General features: G+C 60.1%; 15 protein-coding genes and 1 pseudogene. 14 read left to right on the top strand and 2 right to left on the bottom strand.

Going from position 1 to position 17931, the window contains the following annotated elements; translation table 11 throughout:
• Positions 1-91: 91 nt before the first annotated feature.
• Genes BLW80_RS04315 through BLW80_RS04300 form a run of 4 tightly spaced genes read left to right on the top strand, consistent with a single transcriptional unit; the run spans position 92 to position 3388 of the window.
• Complete coding sequence (locus BLW80_RS04315; protein WP_068734804.1) at positions 92-964, top strand: branched-chain amino acid ABC transporter permease; 873 nt, start codon at positions 92-94, stop codon at positions 962-964.
• A 3-nt stretch (positions 965-967) separates the two neighbouring features.
• Complete coding sequence (locus BLW80_RS04310; protein ID WP_093756939.1) at positions 968-1912, top strand: branched-chain amino acid ABC transporter permease; 945 nt, start codon at positions 968-970, stop codon at positions 1910-1912.
• On the top strand, positions 1909-2691 hold the full coding sequence (locus BLW80_RS04305; protein ID WP_093756938.1) for an ABC transporter ATP-binding protein: 783 nt from the start codon (positions 1909-1911) through the stop codon (positions 2689-2691). Before BLW80_RS04310 ends, BLW80_RS04305 begins: the two co-directional genes overlap by 4 nt.
• On the top strand, positions 2684-3388 hold the full coding sequence (locus tag BLW80_RS04300) for an ABC transporter ATP-binding protein (protein ID WP_093757341.1): 705 nt from the start codon (positions 2684-2686) through the stop codon (positions 3386-3388). The genes BLW80_RS04305 and BLW80_RS04300 overlap by 8 nt, the downstream gene beginning before the upstream one ends.
• Before the next feature lie 341 nt (positions 3389-3729).
• On the opposite strand, the gene BLW80_RS04295 is transcribed toward BLW80_RS04300, so the two are convergent.
• On the bottom strand, positions 3730-4629 hold the full coding sequence (locus tag BLW80_RS04295) for a GntR family transcriptional regulator (protein WP_093756937.1): 900 nt from the start codon (positions 4627-4629) through the stop codon (positions 3730-3732).
• Positions 4630-4824: 195 nt separating this feature from the next.
• On the opposite strand from BLW80_RS04295, the gene BLW80_RS04290 reads away from it, so the two are divergent.
• The 9 genes and pseudogenes from BLW80_RS04290 (at position 4825) to BLW80_RS04250 (ending at position 13837) form a co-directional block, all read left to right on the top strand.
• Positions 4825-5652, top strand: a complete 828-nt coding sequence (locus BLW80_RS04290; protein ID WP_244527941.1) for an ABC transporter substrate-binding protein — start codon at positions 4825-4827, stop codon at positions 5650-5652.
• A gap of 12 nt (positions 5653-5664) precedes the next feature.
• On the top strand, positions 5665-6390 hold the full coding sequence (locus tag BLW80_RS04285; RefSeq protein ID WP_093756936.1) for an amino acid ABC transporter permease: 726 nt from the start codon (positions 5665-5667) through the stop codon (positions 6388-6390).
• 9 nt (positions 6391-6399) lie between these two features.
• Positions 6400-7140 carry an amino acid ABC transporter ATP-binding protein gene (locus tag BLW80_RS04280; protein ID WP_093756935.1) on the top strand — a complete coding sequence of 247 codons (741 nt, stop codon included), beginning with the start codon at positions 6400-6402 and terminating at the stop codon, positions 7138-7140.
• Between the two features lie 22 nt (positions 7141-7162).
• Positions 7163-8326 carry a M20 family metallopeptidase gene (locus tag BLW80_RS04275; protein WP_093756934.1) on the top strand — a complete coding sequence of 388 codons (1164 nt, stop codon included), beginning with the start codon at positions 7163-7165 and terminating at the stop codon, positions 8324-8326.
• Positions 8327-8330: 4 nt separating this feature from the next.
• Entirely contained in the window at positions 8331-9431 is a 1101-nt protein-coding gene (locus tag BLW80_RS04270; protein ID WP_093756933.1) for a mandelate racemase/muconate lactonizing enzyme family protein, read from the top strand.
• Positions 9424-10596 carry a M24 family metallopeptidase gene (locus tag BLW80_RS04265; protein WP_093756932.1) on the top strand — a complete coding sequence of 391 codons (1173 nt, stop codon included), beginning with the start codon at positions 9424-9426 and terminating at the stop codon, positions 10594-10596. The genes BLW80_RS04270 and BLW80_RS04265 overlap by 8 nt, the downstream gene beginning before the upstream one ends.
• A gap of 36 nt (positions 10597-10632) precedes the next feature.
• Positions 10633-11562 carry a dihydrodipicolinate synthase family protein gene (locus BLW80_RS04260; RefSeq protein WP_093756931.1) on the top strand — a complete coding sequence of 310 codons (930 nt, stop codon included), beginning with the start codon at positions 10633-10635 and terminating at the stop codon, positions 11560-11562.
• 126 nt (positions 11563-11688) lie between these two features.
• A pseudogene (locus tag BLW80_RS04255) lies at positions 11689-12894 on the top strand (ABC transporter substrate-binding protein).
• Positions 12895-13066: 172 nt separating this feature from the next.
• Positions 13067-13837: a LamB/YcsF family protein gene (locus tag BLW80_RS04250; protein WP_093756930.1), complete on the top strand. Its 771-nt coding sequence runs from the start codon at positions 13067-13069 to the stop codon at positions 13835-13837.
• A gap of 381 nt (positions 13838-14218) precedes the next feature.
• Here BLW80_RS04250 and BLW80_RS04245 read toward each other — a convergent pair whose 3' ends face one another.
• Positions 14219-16171, bottom strand: coding sequence for an FAD-binding monooxygenase (locus tag BLW80_RS04245; protein WP_093756929.1), 1953 nt, complete (start codon positions 16169-16171; stop codon positions 14219-14221).
• A 164-nt stretch (positions 16172-16335) separates the two neighbouring features.
• Here BLW80_RS04245 and BLW80_RS04240 point away from each other — a divergent pair, with 164 nt between their 5' ends.
• Complete coding sequence (locus BLW80_RS04240; RefSeq protein ID WP_093757339.1) at positions 16336-16809, top strand: MarR family winged helix-turn-helix transcriptional regulator; 474 nt, start codon at positions 16336-16338, stop codon at positions 16807-16809.
• The last annotated feature ends 1122 nt before the right edge of the window (positions 16810-17931 follow it).

Genomic DNA, 17931 nt, shown 5'->3' with positions numbered 1-17931 from the left:
TCTCCGCGACACATATCGTCGTCCGCGGAGATCAATCACTCTCGCTCCACGCAGAACAGATTGTAGTGGCAATGAAAGGCCGTTGGCACGCATGCCCGAGTTTTTTCAATTCCTGGTCTCGGGCCTGACGATCGGCGCCGTCTACGCCCTGGTCGCACTTGGCTTTACCCTGGTCTACAATGCCTCCGACGTGGTGAACTTCGCCCAAGGCGAGTTCGTCATGCTGGGCGGAATGGTCACGGTGTTCGTTCATGCGGCCGGTGTGCCGCTGCCGCTTGCGGCGCTGGTCGCGGTCATCGTGTCGGTCGTCCTTGGCCTGTCGCTGTACTGGCTCGCAATCGCGCCGGCCCGCGGTGCGTCGGCCGTGTCGCTGATCATCATCACCATCGGTGCGTCGATCCTGCTGCGCGGTGCGGCGCAGATCGTTTTCGACAAGCAGTTTCACAAGCTGCCGGCATTCTCCGGCGATACGCCGGTGCAGATGCTGGGCGCCGCGGTTCAGCCGCAGAGCTTCTGGGTGATTGGCGGCACCGCCGTGATGGTCCTGCTGCTCTACGTCTTTCTCGAACGCACCCTGCTCGGCAAGGCTGTGCTCGCCACATCGGCCAATCGGTTCGCCGCACGGCTTGTCGGCATCAACACCACGACCATCATGGCGTTGGCTTTCGGCGGCTCGGCCGCCATCGGTGGTGTTGCCGGCATCCTGATCACGCCGATTACCCTGACGAGCTACGATGTCGGCACGTTGCTGGCGCTGAAGGGCTTTGCCGCAGCCATGCTCGGCGGCATGGGCAATCCGCTCGGTGCTGTTGCTGGCGGGCTGCTGCTCGGGTTGCTCGAAGCGTTCGGCGCCGGCTACATCAGCTCAACCTACAAGGATGCGTTTGCCTTCATCGTGATCCTCGCCGTGCTGTTCGCCGCGCCACAGGGGCTGTTCGGCCGCCGTACCATCGAGAGGGTCTGAGCGATGCTTGCAGCCCTGCGTCACCGCTATGGAATTCTGCTGGTGCTGGCGATCGTCATCGCCGTTCTGCCGCTGGCATTTCCGTCGAGCTATTATTTCCGGGTCGCGTCATTGGTCTGGGTCTCTGCCTTCGCGGCGATCGGCCTGAATATCCTGATGGGCAAGGCCGGGCAGGTCAGCCTCGGCCATGCCGGTTTTTTCGGGATCGGCGCCTATGCGGTGGCGATCGGCCCGACGCATCTCGGCATCTCGTCGCTGGCGGCGCTGCTGCTCGGCTGCCTGCTGTCGGCGCTGCTGGCCTTCCTTGTCGGCCGCCCGATCCTTCGTCTGAAGGGGCACTATCTCGCTATCGCAACGCTCGGATTCGGGGTGCTGGTGGCACTGGTCATCACCACAGAAAGCCGCTGGACCGGAGGTCCGGATGGTATGTCGGTGATGAAACTCACGCTGTTCGGCTGGCGCGCCAGCGGCTCCGATACCTGGTACTGGATCACAGGCGGACTGCTGCTCGCAGGTACATGGATCGCACTCAATCTCGATGAGACGCCGACCGGACGCGCATTTCGGGCGCTGCATGACAGCGAGATCGCTGCAAGGGTGACCGGCATCAACGTCAATCGTTTCAAGCTGCAGGCCTTCGTCATTGCAGCGGTCTACGCCTCACTGGCGGGCTCTGCGCTCGCGCTGATGAACGGCTTCGTCAATCCGGATCAGGCCGGCTTCCTGCATTCCATCGAACTCGTGACCATGGTCGTCCTCGGCGGCCTCGGCTCGGTGCTGGGCAGTATCGTCGGGGCGGCCGTGTTGATCATGCTGCCGCAGGTGCTTACCGTGTTCCAGGAATACGAGAACCTGATGTTGGGTTTCATCATCATCGTCTCGATGATCTTCATGCGCGAGGGCATCGTGCCCGTGCTGTCGAAATTCATGACGGGGCGGCGCGCATGACCATTCTCAAAGTCAGCGACATCGGCATCTCATTCGGAGGTCTCAAGGCCATCGACGGCGTCGGCTTCTCGGTGGAGGCTGGTCAGATATTCTCCATCATCGGGCCGAATGGTGCCGGCAAGACCACATTGTTCAATGTGATCTCCGGCATCTACGAGGCCAGTCAGGGTCGTATCGAACTGGCAGGTCAGGATGTCACTCGCCTCGAACCCGATGCGCTGGCGGCGCGGGGCCTGTCCAGAACATTTCAGAACCTGCAGATATTCCAGCGCATGACCGCAGCGGAGAATGTCATGGTCGGCCGTCATCTGCAGGAAAAGTGCAACCTGTTCGCGGATCTGTTGCGGCTGCCATCGGTGACGCGCCAGAACAAGGAGACCCGCGCGGCTGCGCTTGCTTTCCTGAATGAGGTCGGCTTACGGGACCATGCGGATACGCCGGCTGGAGCGCTATCCTATGGGGCCTGCAAGCGCCTTGAGATCGCACGCGCGCTGGCTGCCGAGCCGCGTGTGTTATTGCTCGACGAGCCGGCGGCAGGCTGCAATTCAGTGGAGACCGAGGAGATCGACCGGCTGATCTGCCGGGTGGCGGCGAAAGGAATCGCCGTGGTGCTGGTCGAGCATGACATGAAGCTGGTGATGAAGATCTCTGATCGAATTCTGGCGCTGGAGCGGGGACGGCCGCTCATTGAAGGTAGTCCGGGCGAGGTCCGCGCTAATCCAGCCGTGCTTGAAGCCTATCTCGGCAAACATGGCGCACGGGAGGCTGCCCGTGCTTGAGATCTCCAATCTTCGTAGTCGCTATGGACGTATCGAAGTCCTTAAGGGCATCAGTCTCGACGTGCAGACCGGCGAAGTTGTTGCGCTGATCGGTTCGAACGGCGCCGGAAAGACGACGCTGCTGCACGCGCTATCCGGAGTTCAGCCGATCAGCGACGGTCAAGTGACGTTTCTTGGTGAACGCATCGATGGCTTGCCCGCCCATCGCCGCGTGGCGCGCGGCATTCTCCAGTCGCCAGAGGGGCGGCAGATATTCGGCCCGCTCACCGTGGAGGATAACCTGCGACTCGGTGCCTATCTGCGGCGCGACAAGGACATCGCCGAAGATCGCGACAGGATCTTCGGCATGTTTCCAATTCTAGCCGAGAAGCGAAATCAAATAGCAGGGGGCCTGTCAGGGGGGCAGCAGCAGATGCTGGCCATCGGTCGCGCTTTGATGGGGAGACCGAAGCTGCTGCTGCTAGATGAACCTTCGCTCGGTCTGTCACCCCTGCTTGTTGATCAGATACTGGCGGCCATTGTTTCGTTACGCAGCCTCGGCATGACCGTACTGCTTGTTGAGCAAAATGCCATGGCAGCGCTCGAAATCGCTGACCGCGGTTATGTGATTGAAACCGGCCATATTGTCCATGCCGGACCCGCATCGCAATTGCTGTCAGATCCCAAAGTAAAAGCGGCTTATCTTGGCTTGGAATAACGTAAGCATGGTCGCTTGTGGCGCAAAGCTGTCATTCGATCCCTTTGCGATTCCATGGGGGCGCGTATGACCCGCATTCCGCCGACCTAGTACGCGAGATGACGCCGCGCCTGACAGCACCGCTGTCAACTCTCGTCCTCGACGAGCTGTTGTGAGCCATCCAACGATGCAGCAACGTGTGCTTGCGAGAAGCAAGCACCAGCGGACAGGGCCTGTCCTTTATGACGCAAAGCGAAGGATGCGCTCGACCATTCTCACATTGGCGAGATCGAGCATCCGGTTGTCCAGTGTCACGGTGCCATGCCCGTCCCGTTCGGCGGCGCGCATCGCTTCGATGATCGTCAGTTTCCCTTTTTGTGCGTGCTTGGCGCTGTGGCCAATGCCTGTTCGAGATGCAGACGCATTTTGGCGGAGGCTTGGCTGAAATCTTCTGTTGCAATCGCCTCGATGATTGCGACGTGCTCACGGCACCAGTCCTGGACGCGGCGGCTGTTCGTGTAGCTGCCGAATTCCAGCAGCCGCCTCAGCCGGTTCTGGTGCTGGACCGCTTGAACGAAGAAAGCGTTGCCACTGAATTCAGCGCACATTTCGTGAAACGCTGCATCTGTCTCGAACAGTTGCGCACTGCTGACGGAGGCGATGTCAGGATGCGAGATGAGATACAAATGTTGTAAGCGTATTCGTTCGATGGCGGCCAGATCCGGCTTGAAAGTCGGTAGCAGGAAGCAGGCCGGTTCGAGCGTGAGCCGAAATTCGTAGCTGCCTCGCAACGAGACGAGGGAATCGAAGGTGGGAAGGAAGGTCCATCCGTGTCCCTTATTCTTCGCGATCAAACCGTCCTCGGCAAGTCGCGACAGGGTGCGCGTCAGCGCTACACGGTCGACGTCGTAGCGACGCGCGATTTCGCTCTGGGTCATGGAATTTGGAACGGCGTTATCCAGACGATCACGCACCAGCCGCTGATAGAGTTTCTCGTCTGCCGTCGAAGGAACCTCGATCTCAATGCGATGCAATGAGTCGAACGGCTTGCGCAGGAAATATCCGTGGTTCTTCCGCGTATCGACGATACCGCGCTCGGCAAGAAGGTTGAGCGCCGAGCGGATCGGGGTTCGCGAAACGCCGACAAGGTCGGCGAGCTGCTGCTCGCGCAGATGATGGCCAGGCTCCAGCTTGGCGTCGCGGATGACGTCCAGAAGCTGATTGGCCAGGTGGAAGCTGCTCTGACGGGAGGAAGGCGCCATTTTAGCGGAGGTTTCGAAGGTTCATAGCTAAAGTACGGTACGTTTCATTCAATACAATATGACCATCGCATGTTCCAAGCAATATCTGGGTGATAAAAGCTTAGGCTTGAGTTGCCTGTCGATGAGGCTTGACGAAGCTGGGGGCATTGATTGTACGTTATGTATCAATAAAACAATCAAAGCACAGGTGCCACCATGCCACGCTTGCGCATTGTCTGCGAAATATTGCTGCTCTGCCTGGTCGGCCCGGCTTTGCTTTCCAGGCAGGTCATGGCCGCCGACCTCTCTGCCGCTACTCTCGTGGAAAAAGCAGCGCTGACCTACGGCGTCGCCGCCACCTTCGCGCCGTTCGAATATCAGAAGGACGGCAAGCTGACGGGCTTCGACATCGATATGATCGGTGCGTTGAGCAAAAAGCTTGGCGCCGAGGCGAAGCCGATGAACATGGAGTTCAAGGGCCTGATCCCCGCGCTTCAGGGCGCGCGCATCGATCTCATCAATTCGGCCATGTACATCAATGAGCAACGCGCTGCTCAGGTCGACTTCATCCCCTATCTGAAGATCGGCACCTTGGTCGTCGTTCAGGCGGCCAATCCCGGAAAGATCACGGGGCGCGATAACTCCCTGTGCGGCAAGACCATCGCCGTCACGCTCGGTGGCATACAGGAGAGCTACGCGCGGCAGGACGACAAGCGATGCCGCGATGGCGGGCTCGCAGGCGTCACCGTGATGACGCTGCCTACTGCGCAGGATTCGGCGTTGACGCTGCGGCAGGGGCGCGCCGACGCGCTGTTTAACGCCACGCCAGGCGCCGTCGAACTGATGGACAAAGTGCCGGGCGTCTACACCGTGGTCGGGGCTGAGTTCGAGGCGAATACCCTGATCGGCATCGCAGTGCGCAAGGGCGACACGGCGATGAAAGCGGCCATCGAGGCCGCGCTCAAGGAGATCGTCGCCGACGGCACTTACAAGACGCTGATCGAGACCTGGAAATTTCCTGCCTCCGTGTCGCTGCTCAACTGAGGGGGCGTTGTCGTGTCAATCGAACTCGTCTGGCACTATCTCGTTTCACCAAGCTTCGTTCACGGCGCCGGGATGACCCTGCTGCTGACGGCGACCTCGCTGTTCTTCGGCGTCATGATCGGTCTCGTGCTCGCGCTGATCCAGGAAGGCCGGACGCGCGCGGGACATGTCGTAACGTTTTTTTACCTGTGGCTGTTTCGCGGCACGCCGGTGCTGTTCCAGGTCATCTTCATCTACAACGTGCTGCCGTCGTTCGGCATCAAGCTGTCGGCATTCGTGTGTGCCGTGCTGGCGCTGTCCTTGAATGAGGGCGCGTACATGGCGGAAATCTTGCGGTCGGGTCTGCAGGCAGTGAAGAAGGGCCAACGTACTGCCGGCCTCGCGCTCGGCATGACCGGCAGCCAGATGATGCGCTATGTCGTCGTTCCGCAGGCGGCACGAATCGTCTTGCCGCCGATCGGTAACCAGATGATAGGTATGCTGAAGCTCAGCGCGCTGGTCTCGGTGATCGCCGTCGAAGAATTGTTACTGGTAGCGAACCAGACCGCGAGCGCCGACTTCCGCTACTTCGAGGCGCTGACCGCGGCCGGCATCTACTATCTCGCGATGACCACGGCGTTTATGGGCCTGCAGATACTGATCGAGACGGCGCTCGATCCCAAGAAGCGTCAGCGCATGCGGCGGGTTTCGCTAACCGAGCGCATGCTCGGGACATCGAAATCGTTCGCTGTTCGATAGGCGCAGGTAATGGTCGTGGAGCATTTTCTTGAGATCGTCGGCATCAACAAGAGCTTCGGATCTGTGCAGGTCCTGAAGACTTGCAGCATGACGGTTGCAGCGAAGGAGACCGTTGTCGTCATCGGTCCGTCCGGTTCCGGGAAGTCGACGCTGCTGCGTTCGATAAATCTGCTGGAGCCGGTCGACAGCGGTGATATTTTCTTCGCCGGTGAGAATATCACGCGCGAACGCAAGAAGGCGCATCTGTTGCGCCAGCAGATAGGCATGGTGTTCCAGAATTTCGAGCTGTTTGCCCATCTTTCTGCGGTCGAAAATGTGATGCTTGCGCCAGTGAAGATCCTTGGCGTCAGCTCTGCCGATGCTCACGACATTGCCGTTGATCTGTTGCGGAAAGTCCAGATTCCGGAAAAAGCGGATGCCTTCCCCGACGAGTTGTCCGGTGGTCAGCAGCAGCGTGTCGCCATCGCCCGCGCGCTCGCCATGCGTCCCAAGTTGATGCTCTACGATGAGCCGACATCCGCACTCGATCCCGAAATGATCCGCGAAGTTCTCGACGTCATGGCCGAGCTGAACGCGGAGGGTATGACGAGTATCGTTGTGACTCATGAGATGGGGTTCGCGCGCCGCGCCGCCGACAGGATCGTCTTCATGGAGCAGGGCGAGATCATCGAAAGCGCGTCGAGCGATCAGTTCTTCGGCGGGACGGTCAATGATCGGGCGCGTCGGTTCCTCGATCAGATCCTTCACTGAGCACATGTTCGGAGTCCGTTGAATGCCCTTGTCCCCCGATGCCGCCCGCATGAAGCGCGAACTGGCGAGCCTCGTCGCGATCGACACGCAAAACCCTCCCGGCAACGAAGCGCGCGCCGCGCAATTTCTGCGCGGTCTGCTGACGACTGAGGGATTTGAAGTCGCGCTGCAGGAGTACAAGCCGGCGCGGATCAACGTCATCGCGCGGCTCGAGAACGGCGCCGGCCCGGTTTTTGCCTTCAACACCCATATTGACGTCGTACCGGTGGGCGATGGCTGGTCGTCCGACCCCTTTGCCCTGAAGGAGGCGGATGGGCGGCTCTACGGTCGCGGCGCGTGCGACTGCAAGGGCCCGCTTGCGGCGATGCTGGAGGCCATGCGCATGCTCGCTGCGGATCGCGCGGCTTGGTCGGGCACTCTGTTAGGCGTCTTCGTTGCCGACGAGGAGATCGCCAGCGAAGGCGCCAAGTTCTATGCCGCCAGTGCTCCGAAGATCGACGCTGCCGTTATCGGCGAGCCCACCTCCAATGCAATCTTCACCGCGCATAAGGGAAGTCTGCGCCCACTCGTGCGGGTGCACGGCGTGTCGGCGCATTCCGGTACGCCGCATCTCGGGGAGAACGCGATCTACCGTGCCGGTGAACTTCTGGGTCTTGTTGCCGAACATCATGAAGGCGTTGTGCGTCATCGCACCCATCCTCTCGTGGGAGCGGCAAGCCTGACGGTGACCCGCATGAATGGCGGTCATGCGGATAATGTGCTGCCCGGCGCTTGCGATCTTCTGCTTGATCGCCGGATGGTGCCGGGCGAGGACGAAGAGGCGGTCAAGCGTGAAATCGGCGACTTGCTCGCGCTCGCCCGTGAACGCTTTGGCGTGCGTGCCGAGATCATCGGTTACAACGCAACGACCGGCGGTGCGACGGAGACGGCCCTGGACACTCCAATCGTGCAAGCGAGCCTCGCCGCAAGCCGGGCCCATGGTGCGGCCAAGCCAGGCCCCTTCGGTTTCCAGGGTGGCTGCGATCTCGTGCATTTTCGCAGCATCGGCGCGCAGGGAACAGTGATCGGCCCGGGTGATCTCGCCGTTGCCCACAAGCCCGATGAGTTCGTACCGGTGGATGAGTTCGTCGCCGCCAGCTTGATCTATCGCGATGTGGCGAAAGCCATGTTGCAGAACGGAGCTTGAGCTGGTGCGTGTCTCGCTGCACTCGACTGATCTGCATTATAGCGGTGGCCTCGTGCTACACACGGCGTCGTCCGGCAGCATTCCGTATCTGAAAGAAATTTATCTGCGGCTCGACGATGGCGAGACGATCGGTATCGGCGAAGTGCGGGCCAACATCGTCTATCTCAACGGCTTCGCTGAAGGCACCGTGGTGGAATGCGCTGTTGCGGCGATGAGCGCCGTGGACTGGACGCGCGATCCGGTCGAGCTGCTTGCGACGATGGCAGATTGGGGAGAGCCCTTGATCGCTCCGGTGCGCACGTTGATCGACTGCGCGCTGCATGATTTCGTTGCGCGCCGCGAACACCTGACCGTGGCCGCCTGGCTCGGCGCCTCCTCGCAGAAGGTGGTCCACGAGACCAACCAGACATTGTTCTGGTCGCCGTTCGACGAATTCCTTGCGCAGGCACAAACCTATGTCGATCGTGGCTTCAGGGATCTCAAGGTTCGGGTCGCCGCCGCTGATTTCGCCGAGGACCTGCGCCGGATCGCGATGCTGCGTGAGCGTTTCGGCACGCAGGTCAAGATTGCCGCGGATGCAAACGGGCGCTGGTCGGCGGAGGAAGCACTTGAGAAGCTCGACGCGCTGGCCGTCTACGACCTCGCTTATGTCGAGCAGCCCGTTCCACCCGGAGCCTGGGCGGCCGTCGATTTGCTTGCCGATCGAAGTCCGTTGCCGGTGATGCTCGACGAAAGCGTCGCCACGCCGGATGATATCGCGCGAATCTGCACTTATGGCGGTCGGGTTTTTGCGCATCTCAAACTGGTAAAGCTTGGTGGCATTGCGCCGACCGTGGCTGCGGCGCGGCGGCTGTCAGATGCGGGCATCCCTTTTATGATCGGCCAGATGAACGAAGGCGGTGCCGCGACCGCCGCAGCGCTGCACGTGGCCTGCGCGACGTCACCTGCCTTTGCGGAGCTCTACGGCGCTGACGGGCTCATCAACGATCCCGTCTCGGGCGTCTCGTACATGGCAGGGACCGTGTACACGGACCATGCATTTGGCCTCGGTGTCGCTTTCGACACTGCAGCCACCCACCTCATCGGAGACGGCAGCTATGGATAACAACGGCATTCGGCAGGGCTCGGAATCAGCTTTCCCGAAAGCGGAATACGACCAGCGGATTGCGCGCGCGCGCAAACTTCTGGCTGCGGCGGGCATCGACGTCATGGTCGTGACCGGGCCAGAGAATATCTTCTATCTCACCGGGCAACAAACGCCAGGCTACTACACTTTCCAGGCGCTGGTGTTGCCGGTGGAGGGCAAACCCGCATTCGTCGTCCGGCAGCTCGAATATTTCAACTTCACCGCAAACACCTTCATCGCGAACGCGGAAATCTATCAGGACGGCGATCAGCCGGTGAACTTCCTGGTCAACGTCATCAAGGCGCGCGGCTGGTCGTCGAAACGCCTTGCGATCGACAAGCGCGGCTGGTTCCTTCCGATTGCCACCTATGAGTCGCTGCAGGATAAGCTTGGCGCATTCCATGACGGCGCCGGGATCATTGAGCAGCTCCGGATCGTGAAGTCGACTGCCGAAATCGAGAAGATTGCGGCGGCGGCCTCTTACGTCGAAGCCGGCATGCGCGCTGGGCTTGCGGCGGTGAAAGCGGGTGCGAGCGAGAATGATTTCGTCGCGGCCATGGTAGGTGCGGCGATCTCGGCGGGGTCCGAATATGTCGGCATGGAGCCGCTGGTCTCCGCCGGCCGGCGCTCGGGCGTACCGCACGGCACCTGGCGCCGCGGCAGACTGGGGATGAACGAGCCTGTCTTCCTCGAAATGGCCAGCAGCCACGATCGCTATCACGCCGCCTTGATGCGCTGCGCCTGGGTCGGGGCGATGCCGCAAGTGGCGGTCGACATGGAGAAAACCTGTCAGGAGGGACTTCAGGCGGCGATCGAGGCGATCCGTCCCGGTGCGCTGTGCGAGGCGCCGCATATCGCTTGCCAGCAAGTGATCGACCGTGCCGGCTATACCGACAACTTCAAGAAGCGCGCGGGCTACAGCATCGGCATCGCCTTCGCGCCCGATTGGGGCGAGGGCGGCATCCTCAGCCTCTATACGGGCGTCACCACGGAGCTGCGGCCGGGGATGGCGTTCCACATCCCGGTAGCGCTGCGCGTCTTCGGTCAGTTCACAGTCGGCGTCAGCGAGACGGTGGTGGTCACCGAAACCGGCTGCCGTGCGCTCAGCGCGATCGATCGTCCGATCCTCCGCATCCCCGGCTGACACCACAACAATTCAACATTCGGAAGGACAGGAATTATGGAAGATATCACTGAGTGTCATGCGCGGTTGCGCGGACTATTCAACATCACCGTCACGCCATTCAAGGCTGATGGTGCGTTCGACTATGTGGGCCTGGCCCGGAATATCGAGCGGGTCATCAGCCTCGGCTTCGACGGCATTCTGATCGGCGGCACCTATGGCGAGTTTCCGGCCATGTCGGCCGAGGAGCGGGCCGATCTGTTCCGGCGCGTGATGGACATTGTCGGCGACCGGGTTCCTGTCATGCTGTGCAGCGCCGGATCCGACGTCCGCGTCGTCCGTGAGTTGACGGCGCTTGGCGGCGACCTTGGTGGTCTGCCGATGGTGACGCCGCCGTTCGTTTCGGAAGTCACGGATGCGCAGATCGTGGCGTTTTTCCGCGACATGGTCCCGCTCTCGCGAACCGGCGTGCTGGTCTACAACGCACCCGGCATCGGTATCACCCTGTCGCCATCGACGCTGGAGCAACTCGCCGAGATTCCCGGCGTCGTCGGCGTGAAGCAGGGGGATCTGTCTCCCACAGCGATCGATCAGATTGCCAATCGGATCGGCGGTCGTATCCGTCTGTTCTGCGCTTCCGATCTCGCTTTCCTTGGTCCGATGATGTGCGGCTTCGACGGTATCAGCTCGACCAACAGCTGCGCGCTGCCGGAGCTCATTCTGGCCGCCTATCGGGCGCTCGAAGCCGGCGATGCAGCGGTGGCGCGCGATCTGCATCGGCTTTGGTATCCCTTCCGGGCTCTGGCGCGAGAATTCGGGCAGCCGCAGACGACCAAGGCTGCCATGAACCTGCGTGGTTTCGATGGTGGCTCGGTCCGTCCGCCGCTACGGGATCTTGAGATTGCGAACATCACGGCGGTTGCCAAGGTGTTGCGCGAACTGGCCGCCGATCGGCGTTCGGGATTCAGCGCTGACCTTGCCGCCTGACCAGAATACACGCGCGGCAAGAACATGACGCGTGACGACACCATCGCAAACATCACACAGAGGAGCAGTCAATTGAATCGCAGGCAGTTGCTTAAGAGTGGTGCGTCCGTTCTGTCCTTCGCTGCCATGTCGGGTCTGGCCCGACCTGTCCTTGCTCAAACGAGTCCGGAGATTGTCATCGGGGTCTTATTCCCGATGTCCGGCGCGAACGCGCAGATCGGTATTGATGCGCGCCACGCGATGGAAACGGCGGCAGATATCGTCAACAATTCCTACGATCTCGATTTGCCGATGGCAAAGAATGCCGGTCTCGCCGGGCTGGATAACGCCAAGATCAAGCTGATCTTCGCCGACCATCAGTCCGATCCCCAGAAGGGGCGGGCGGAAGCCGAACGCCTGATTACTCAGGATAAAGTGTGCGCTCTGATCGGGTGTTATCTGTCGTCGGTTTCCTCCACTGTCAGCGCCATCGCCGAACGCTATGGCTTGCCGTTCCTGTGCGCCGACTCCTCATCGCCAAGTCTGGCGCGCCGCGGCCTCAAATTTTTCTTCCGCCCGGCTGCGCAGGATGAAATGTTTTCGGCCGCGATGTTCGATTTTCTCGATGCTCAGAAGGCGAAGGGCAAGAAGGTCGAAACCGTCGGCCTGCTTTTCGAGGACACGATCTTCGGTACCGATTCGTCAAATACCCAACGCAAGCTGGCCGCGGAGCGCGGCTACAAGCTCGTCGTCGACCTCAAGTACAAAGCCAATTCACCATCGCTCACCGCCGAAGTGCAGCAGCTTAAATCCGCAGATCCGGATGTGCTGCTGCCCTCGAGCTACACCACCGATGCAATCCTCTTGATGAGGACGATGGGCGAACTCGGCTATAAGCCCAGGAATATCGTGGCCCAGGCGAGCGGCTTTTCTGACAAGGCGTTTCTCGACGCGATGGGAAGCAAGGTGGCCGGCCTCATCTCGCGTGCGAGCTTCTCGCTTGATATGGCACAGAAGCGACCGAGTGTCCTGAAAGTCAATGATATGTACAAGGCGCGCTCCAACCGTGACCTGAACGATAGTACTTCGCGTGAACTGATGGGGCTGCTCGTGCTCGCCGACGCGATCAACCGTGCCAAATCGACCGATGGCGAGAAGATTCGGGAGGCTCTGGCGGAGACAGATATCCCGGGTGAGCGCACCATCATGCCGTAGAAACGCGTCAAGTTCGGCGCTGACGGGCAGAACGCCGATGCCGATCCGGTACTGGTTCAGTATGTCGGTGGAACGTTCGTCACGATCTTTCCCACGGCAGTGGCGATGGCCGAGCCGGTGTGGCCGATGAACGTCTGATGATATAGTACGAGGAGGCATCGGCGTTGGTCGATGCCTCCCGACTTGTCGATTGTCCTCGGTTTCATGCTCCCTCGAAACTGTCGTCTTTCGCATGCCGCAGGGATTCTCGAGAAGGTCTGGCTGATGTAGCGCCGCCATGAGCCCCGCGTAATGAAATAAGGAGGCTACAATGCCATCCGTCGATCTGAACTCCGATCTCGGCGAAGGTTTTGGCACTTATCGTTGTGGCGACGATGACGCCATGCTCTCGATCGTCACGTCAGCCAATGTGGCATGCGGTCTTCATGCCGGCGATCCCGAGATCATGGCGCGGACCTTCGCCATCGCGCGCGAGCGCGGCGTCGCTGTCGGCGCCCATCCCGGATTTCCTGATCTCTGGGGCTTTGGTCGCCGCCGTCTGCCGTTCTCGATCGGCGAGATCGAGCGGCTTGTCGCTTACCAGATCGGCGCCGCCGCGGCACTCGCCGCCTATGCCGGTCATCGCATCACTTACGTGAAGACCCACGGTGCTCTCGGCAATATTGCCTGCGAGGAGCGCGATATCGCTGATGCGGTGGTCCGAGCGGTACGCGCGGTTGACCCCGGCCTTGCTTTGCTGGCGGTAGCGCTTACCGAACTGGTCGCTGCCGGCGATGCAGCAGGTCTTGACGTTTATCAGGAAATCTACGCCGACCGCGGCTACACCGAAACAGGGCAGTTGATTTCGCGCAGCCTGCCGGGCGCGATGATCGACGACGCTGAGCTAGCGGCCGCGCGGGTGCTCGAGATGGTTGAGACGGGCGCGGTCATTACCGCGCGCGGGAAGCGTCTGCCAACGCCGATCTGCTCAATCTGCGTCCATGGCGATTCCGTTCACGCTGTTGCAACCGCGCGTCACCTGCGAGAGCGACTGGAGTACGCTGGCGTGACCCTGAAGCCTTTCGGATCAAATTCGAAATGACGCAGAGAACCGAGTCGGATTGCGCCGCGCCGTCCGCAAGCGCATCGCGATGGATGAGAGTGGTTTGCTGGCGCAATAGCGATAGAGGATTAGCGATCATTGGGCCCATTAGTTTAGTGACCGCTTCTCGCGCAAAGCGGTCGTTGAGGCGCGTTTAGATCTAGCTGGCTCCACTGGCTGGAGTTGGTCCGAATTTTCTCCTGATGGAGCTGACCGATCGAAGTTGCTGTGCCTTCACGCGTGATGAGGCCCCGTACCCTTTATGCCGGGCCGCTTCTGGTTGGACGCGATTTGATGTCGTTTATCATCGGCGATGCCGTGGCGGCAGTCGATCAGGCAGGGACCGCAATTTCTAGTCCGTAGGGTCTCAAGCCCTGTTGTTCAACACGGCCATATCAAAATTCGCTCGAAGTATGCAGCGAGTTGAGCGTGGCCGTTCAACGGAAGAACGTTGGCGATATATTGATCGGGACGAACAACGACCATGCAGCCCTGGTCGCGGTCAATGCCTCGCATCGTGAAGATATCGCGATCACCGCTGCTGTCTGCGCAGAAGATCTTCTCGTAATCCCGCAATCGATAGCGTCCTTTGCTTGGCAGCAGAAGGTGCGGCATGGCTTCGATGGCGAGGTCGCCGTGGCGTTGCTGGAAGACGGCCCGCACATCGATGACGGAATCGATGTCGTCATCTGTCGGCGTGTATCGTCTCAGAGGAGACGCCTCGGCACTGGCGAGGAACTCGCAAAGGGCGCAAATGGCTGAGCCGGGCATCGCCGAATCCTGAAATCCGGCGAATGCAAAGATGCGCCAGCGCCCATCCGCTTTGATGGTGTGCCCAAGATGAATCGGTTTCGCGTCCGCGACACGGATCACCGGCGCGGAATGAAAGCGCATCCCAATCGTCAGTCCCGAGGCCAGGTGTTGATAAGTGGGTTCGGCGGTGAGAAGCGAGGGGCGGTAATGTGCGGCGGTTCCCGCGGTGTAACGCCCGTGTTGCACGAAATATCTTTGTGTCTCGGCGGGATCGAATTGCTTGGATGCGTCGTCTGGTTTCGCATCTGCTCTTGAAGCCGAACTGATGACCTGCGCCCATTCACGATCGAAGTCGATCAATTCTTTCGCAATTTCATGGCGCTCCGCGGAGTAGGAATGCAGAAGTGCGGGCGCGGATCGCTTGCGCAACACCGAAGCCAGCTTCCAGCCGAGATTGAAGCCATCCTGCATGGAGACGTTCATGCCTTGACCCGCTTTTGGGCTGTGGGTGTGACAGGCGTCGCCGGCGATGAACACGCGGGGCAGGCGCGTGCTGTCTCCATCAGGCACATCGTCGAACTTGTCGCACAGGCGTTGGCCGATTTCGTAGACCGACCACCAGGGGACTTCCTTCACGTCCAACGTGTACGGCTTGAATATCCGCTGCGCCGCCGCGATGAGGTCGTCGGATGTGATTTTGCGGTCCGATACGCGTTCGCCGTGGTGAAGTTTGTCCATCTCGATATACAAGCGAAACAGATAGCCGCCTTCTCTCGGGATGATCAGCATGCTGCCGTGTTGGTCGGACTGGATCAGCGATTTGAAGCGGACGTCCGGAAAGTCGGTGACGGCCAGAAGATCCATGACGCCCCAGGCGTGATTTGCCGAGTCGCCGTGCAGAGTGCGTCCGATCGATCTACGCACGGTGCTGCGCGCGCCGTCGCAGCCGACCAGATAACGCGCCTTGATCGTCTCGGTCTTCCGTTCCTGATTGGGCATCAGCCACTCGAGGCGGGCGGTCACCGGATACTGCGGTGTCGTGTCCTTGGGGGTCGTACCGTCGACCGCAAGATCGATCAGGCGCCGGCTGTAGAACGGTCTCAATTCCGTTGGGGAATTGCGCATAATGTCCAGGTAGAAATCATGAATGCGCGCCTGGTTCAGCACCACATGCGGAAATTCCGACAAACCGTCCTCGGTATCTTGCACGCGTCCGCTGCGGACAATGTTCTCCGGCTGCACCTCATCGGGCTTCCAGAACACCGTCTCGTTGATCCAGCAGGCTTCCTTCAACACGCGCTCGCTGAATTCAAATGCCTCGAACATTTCCATCGTGCGGCAAGCGATTCCATCCGCCTGGCCTCGCAGCAGGGGCCCGGGCTTTTGTTCGACGATGCAGGTCTTGATGTCCGCGAATTTGGATAATTGGGCTGCCAGCGTCAATCCGGCCGGACCGCATCCGATGATCAAAACGTCGACCTCGGCAGGAACAGTGCCAGAACTTCCTGCAGCGTCATCACGCTGCGCCCGGTCAGAGATATGCGGATCACCGGGCTCAAAGCCGTTGAGATGAAACTGCATGGATCCTCCCAGGATCAGGTAGCCGTTCGTCGTCTTCGTCGACAGTACGATAAGTGCACTGTTGTGGCGTTGCGCCGGAGCACTATGCTGGCCGGATCGTCACGTCGCACTTGATCAGCATGCTGATGATCAGTATACGTGTCAAGTGGAGCTTTGGTATACAGATGAGCGATAACCTTAACAAACCAGGACACCTTGCCCGCCGGTTCCAGCAGGTCGCGGTCGCGGTATTTCATGCCGAGGTTGAGAAAGCCGGCTTTGATCTTACGCCCGTTCAATATGCGGCCCTGACTGCGATCAAAAAATCGCCTGGGATAGATCAGGTGACGCTCGCTGCATTGATCGCCTATGACCGCACCACCATCATGGGTGTTATCGATCGGCTAGCGCAAAAGGGGCTTGTACTTCGCCGCACGACTGAGAGAGATCGGCGTGTTCGCGAACTGGTCATCACGGACGAGGGACGCAGTATACTCCAAAGGATCGAGCCGGCTGTCCGGTCGGCCCAGAAGATTATGTTGCGTGGTCTGAATTCGAACGAGGCGAACGAACTGGTGCGGTTGCTGCAAAAGACAATTGCCGCAGGCAACGAATTGAGCCGCGCGCCGCTGCGAGCTAAGACCGTAGGGAAGAAGTAGATCCGAGGCGGGCTCCCGACTCGGGCTTCAGGAGGGTCGGAGAGACTTATCGACCCTCTAGCGCAAAGCGATCGTTGAGGTGCGGTTAGGTCTAGCTAGCTCCCGCGAGCTGGATCTAGTCCAAACTTCCTCTTAATGGGCTGCACCGACCAAGATTGTCGTGCTTCTCGCGTCTGATGAGGCAGCGTACTCCTTATACCGAGATGTTGGTGTCAACTGCTCTTGTCGAGTTCAACCGCTTTGATTTATGCGAAGGCGCCAGATCGTACGAAATCTTTTCGATTCCGGGATCAGCCGGGACTAATTGTGCGAGTGGGATGTTTGTGCATCAGCCATTTTGACTAAGGCGTTACTTCCGTTCTACCTGAGAACGCGACAACGAAATCGCAACGAATTGGGTGAAACGTCCGTGAACAAAACGTAGTGGGAGCACCTGCCGCAACAATAAATATCAACAACTTAGGAGATATGCACTGCGTTCGAGACGCAAGGACCGTCCGCTTCATACGGCCACGATCAGCGAATGTCGGTATCGGTGGTTGCACGTCCGCGCTTTGAACCTACCTGCGGGTCAGTATCGGGCACTCGGAGCCATCGCGAGCAGATCGGAAGTCTCTTCGTGGGGTGGCGGGATGCGGGGGAGGGTGGACGGCGGTGGCGGAGAGCGATTTTTGGCATCGTGCCAAACCGAGGTGCCCCGCTTTTACCTGGCCGCCAATCAGGCTGCCCTCCGATCGAAAACAGTGTTTCTGCGGTAGCGGAGCACCGGACTTAAGCCAACAATGCTCACGTCATCATACTGAGGACAAACAGCGGTTCGTCGTGTCGGTGGTTGCGTATCCCTCCTTGGGCACCAACGCTCCAGGCCAGCCGATGGTGCTGGCAAAGCCAGCGAGCATGTAATTCCCGTAATCGCACGGCGCGCTTGCCGAGTTCGACCGTCTAAAGCTCTCTCCCGTCGGGCGGCGACGCGAGATCACCCTCACTGGCTGGCGGAAAAGGCGGAGCATCCCTGCCTCTAAAGAGAATGAAGCTCCACCGGATCTTGCAGGGGCCATTATAGCCAGTTTCGGTAGCGAGGAAGGTCCGTTGGCTGGGATGATCCTCGAACCTGTTGATAGA

Origin of the sequence: Tardiphaga sp. OK245 (genome assembly GCF_900108575.1) — a bacterium.
In the GTDB taxonomy this organism is placed as follows: Bacteria; Pseudomonadota; Alphaproteobacteria; order Rhizobiales; family Xanthobacteraceae; genus Tardiphaga; species Tardiphaga robiniae.
This window is presented reverse-complemented; position numbering and strand designations above follow the sequence as displayed.

Coding starts and splice junctions, on each gene's coding strand:
- BLW80_RS04315 (WP_068734804.1), top strand. CDS start 92: ATGCCCGAGTTTTTTCAATTCCTGGTCTCGGGCCTGACGATCGGCGCC.
- BLW80_RS04310 (WP_093756939.1), top strand. CDS start 968: ATGCTTGCAGCCCTGCGTCACCGCTATGGAATTCTGCTGGTGCTGGCG.
- BLW80_RS04305 (WP_093756938.1), top strand. CDS start 1,909: ATGACCATTCTCAAAGTCAGCGACATCGGCATCTCATTCGGAGGTCTC.
- BLW80_RS04295 (WP_093756937.1), bottom strand. CDS start 4,629: ATGGCGCCTTCCTCCCGTCAGAGCAGCTTCCACCTGGCCAATCAGCTT.
- BLW80_RS04290 (WP_244527941.1), top strand. CDS start 4,825: ATGCCACGCTTGCGCATTGTCTGCGAAATATTGCTGCTCTGCCTGGTC.
- BLW80_RS04280 (WP_093756935.1), top strand. CDS start 6,400: ATGGTCGTGGAGCATTTTCTTGAGATCGTCGGCATCAACAAGAGCTTC.
- BLW80_RS04275 (WP_093756934.1), top strand. CDS start 7,163: ATGCCCTTGTCCCCCGATGCCGCCCGCATGAAGCGCGAACTGGCGAGC.
- BLW80_RS04265 (WP_093756932.1), top strand. CDS start 9,424: ATGGATAACAACGGCATTCGGCAGGGCTCGGAATCAGCTTTCCCGAAA.
- BLW80_RS04260 (WP_093756931.1), top strand. CDS start 10,633: ATGGAAGATATCACTGAGTGTCATGCGCGGTTGCGCGGACTATTCAAC.
- BLW80_RS04250 (WP_093756930.1), top strand. CDS start 13,067: ATGCCATCCGTCGATCTGAACTCCGATCTCGGCGAAGGTTTTGGCACT.
- BLW80_RS04245 (WP_093756929.1), bottom strand. CDS start 16,171: ATGCAGTTTCATCTCAACGGCTTTGAGCCCGGTGATCCGCATATCTCT.
- BLW80_RS04240 (WP_093757339.1), top strand. CDS start 16,336: ATGAGCGATAACCTTAACAAACCAGGACACCTTGCCCGCCGGTTCCAG.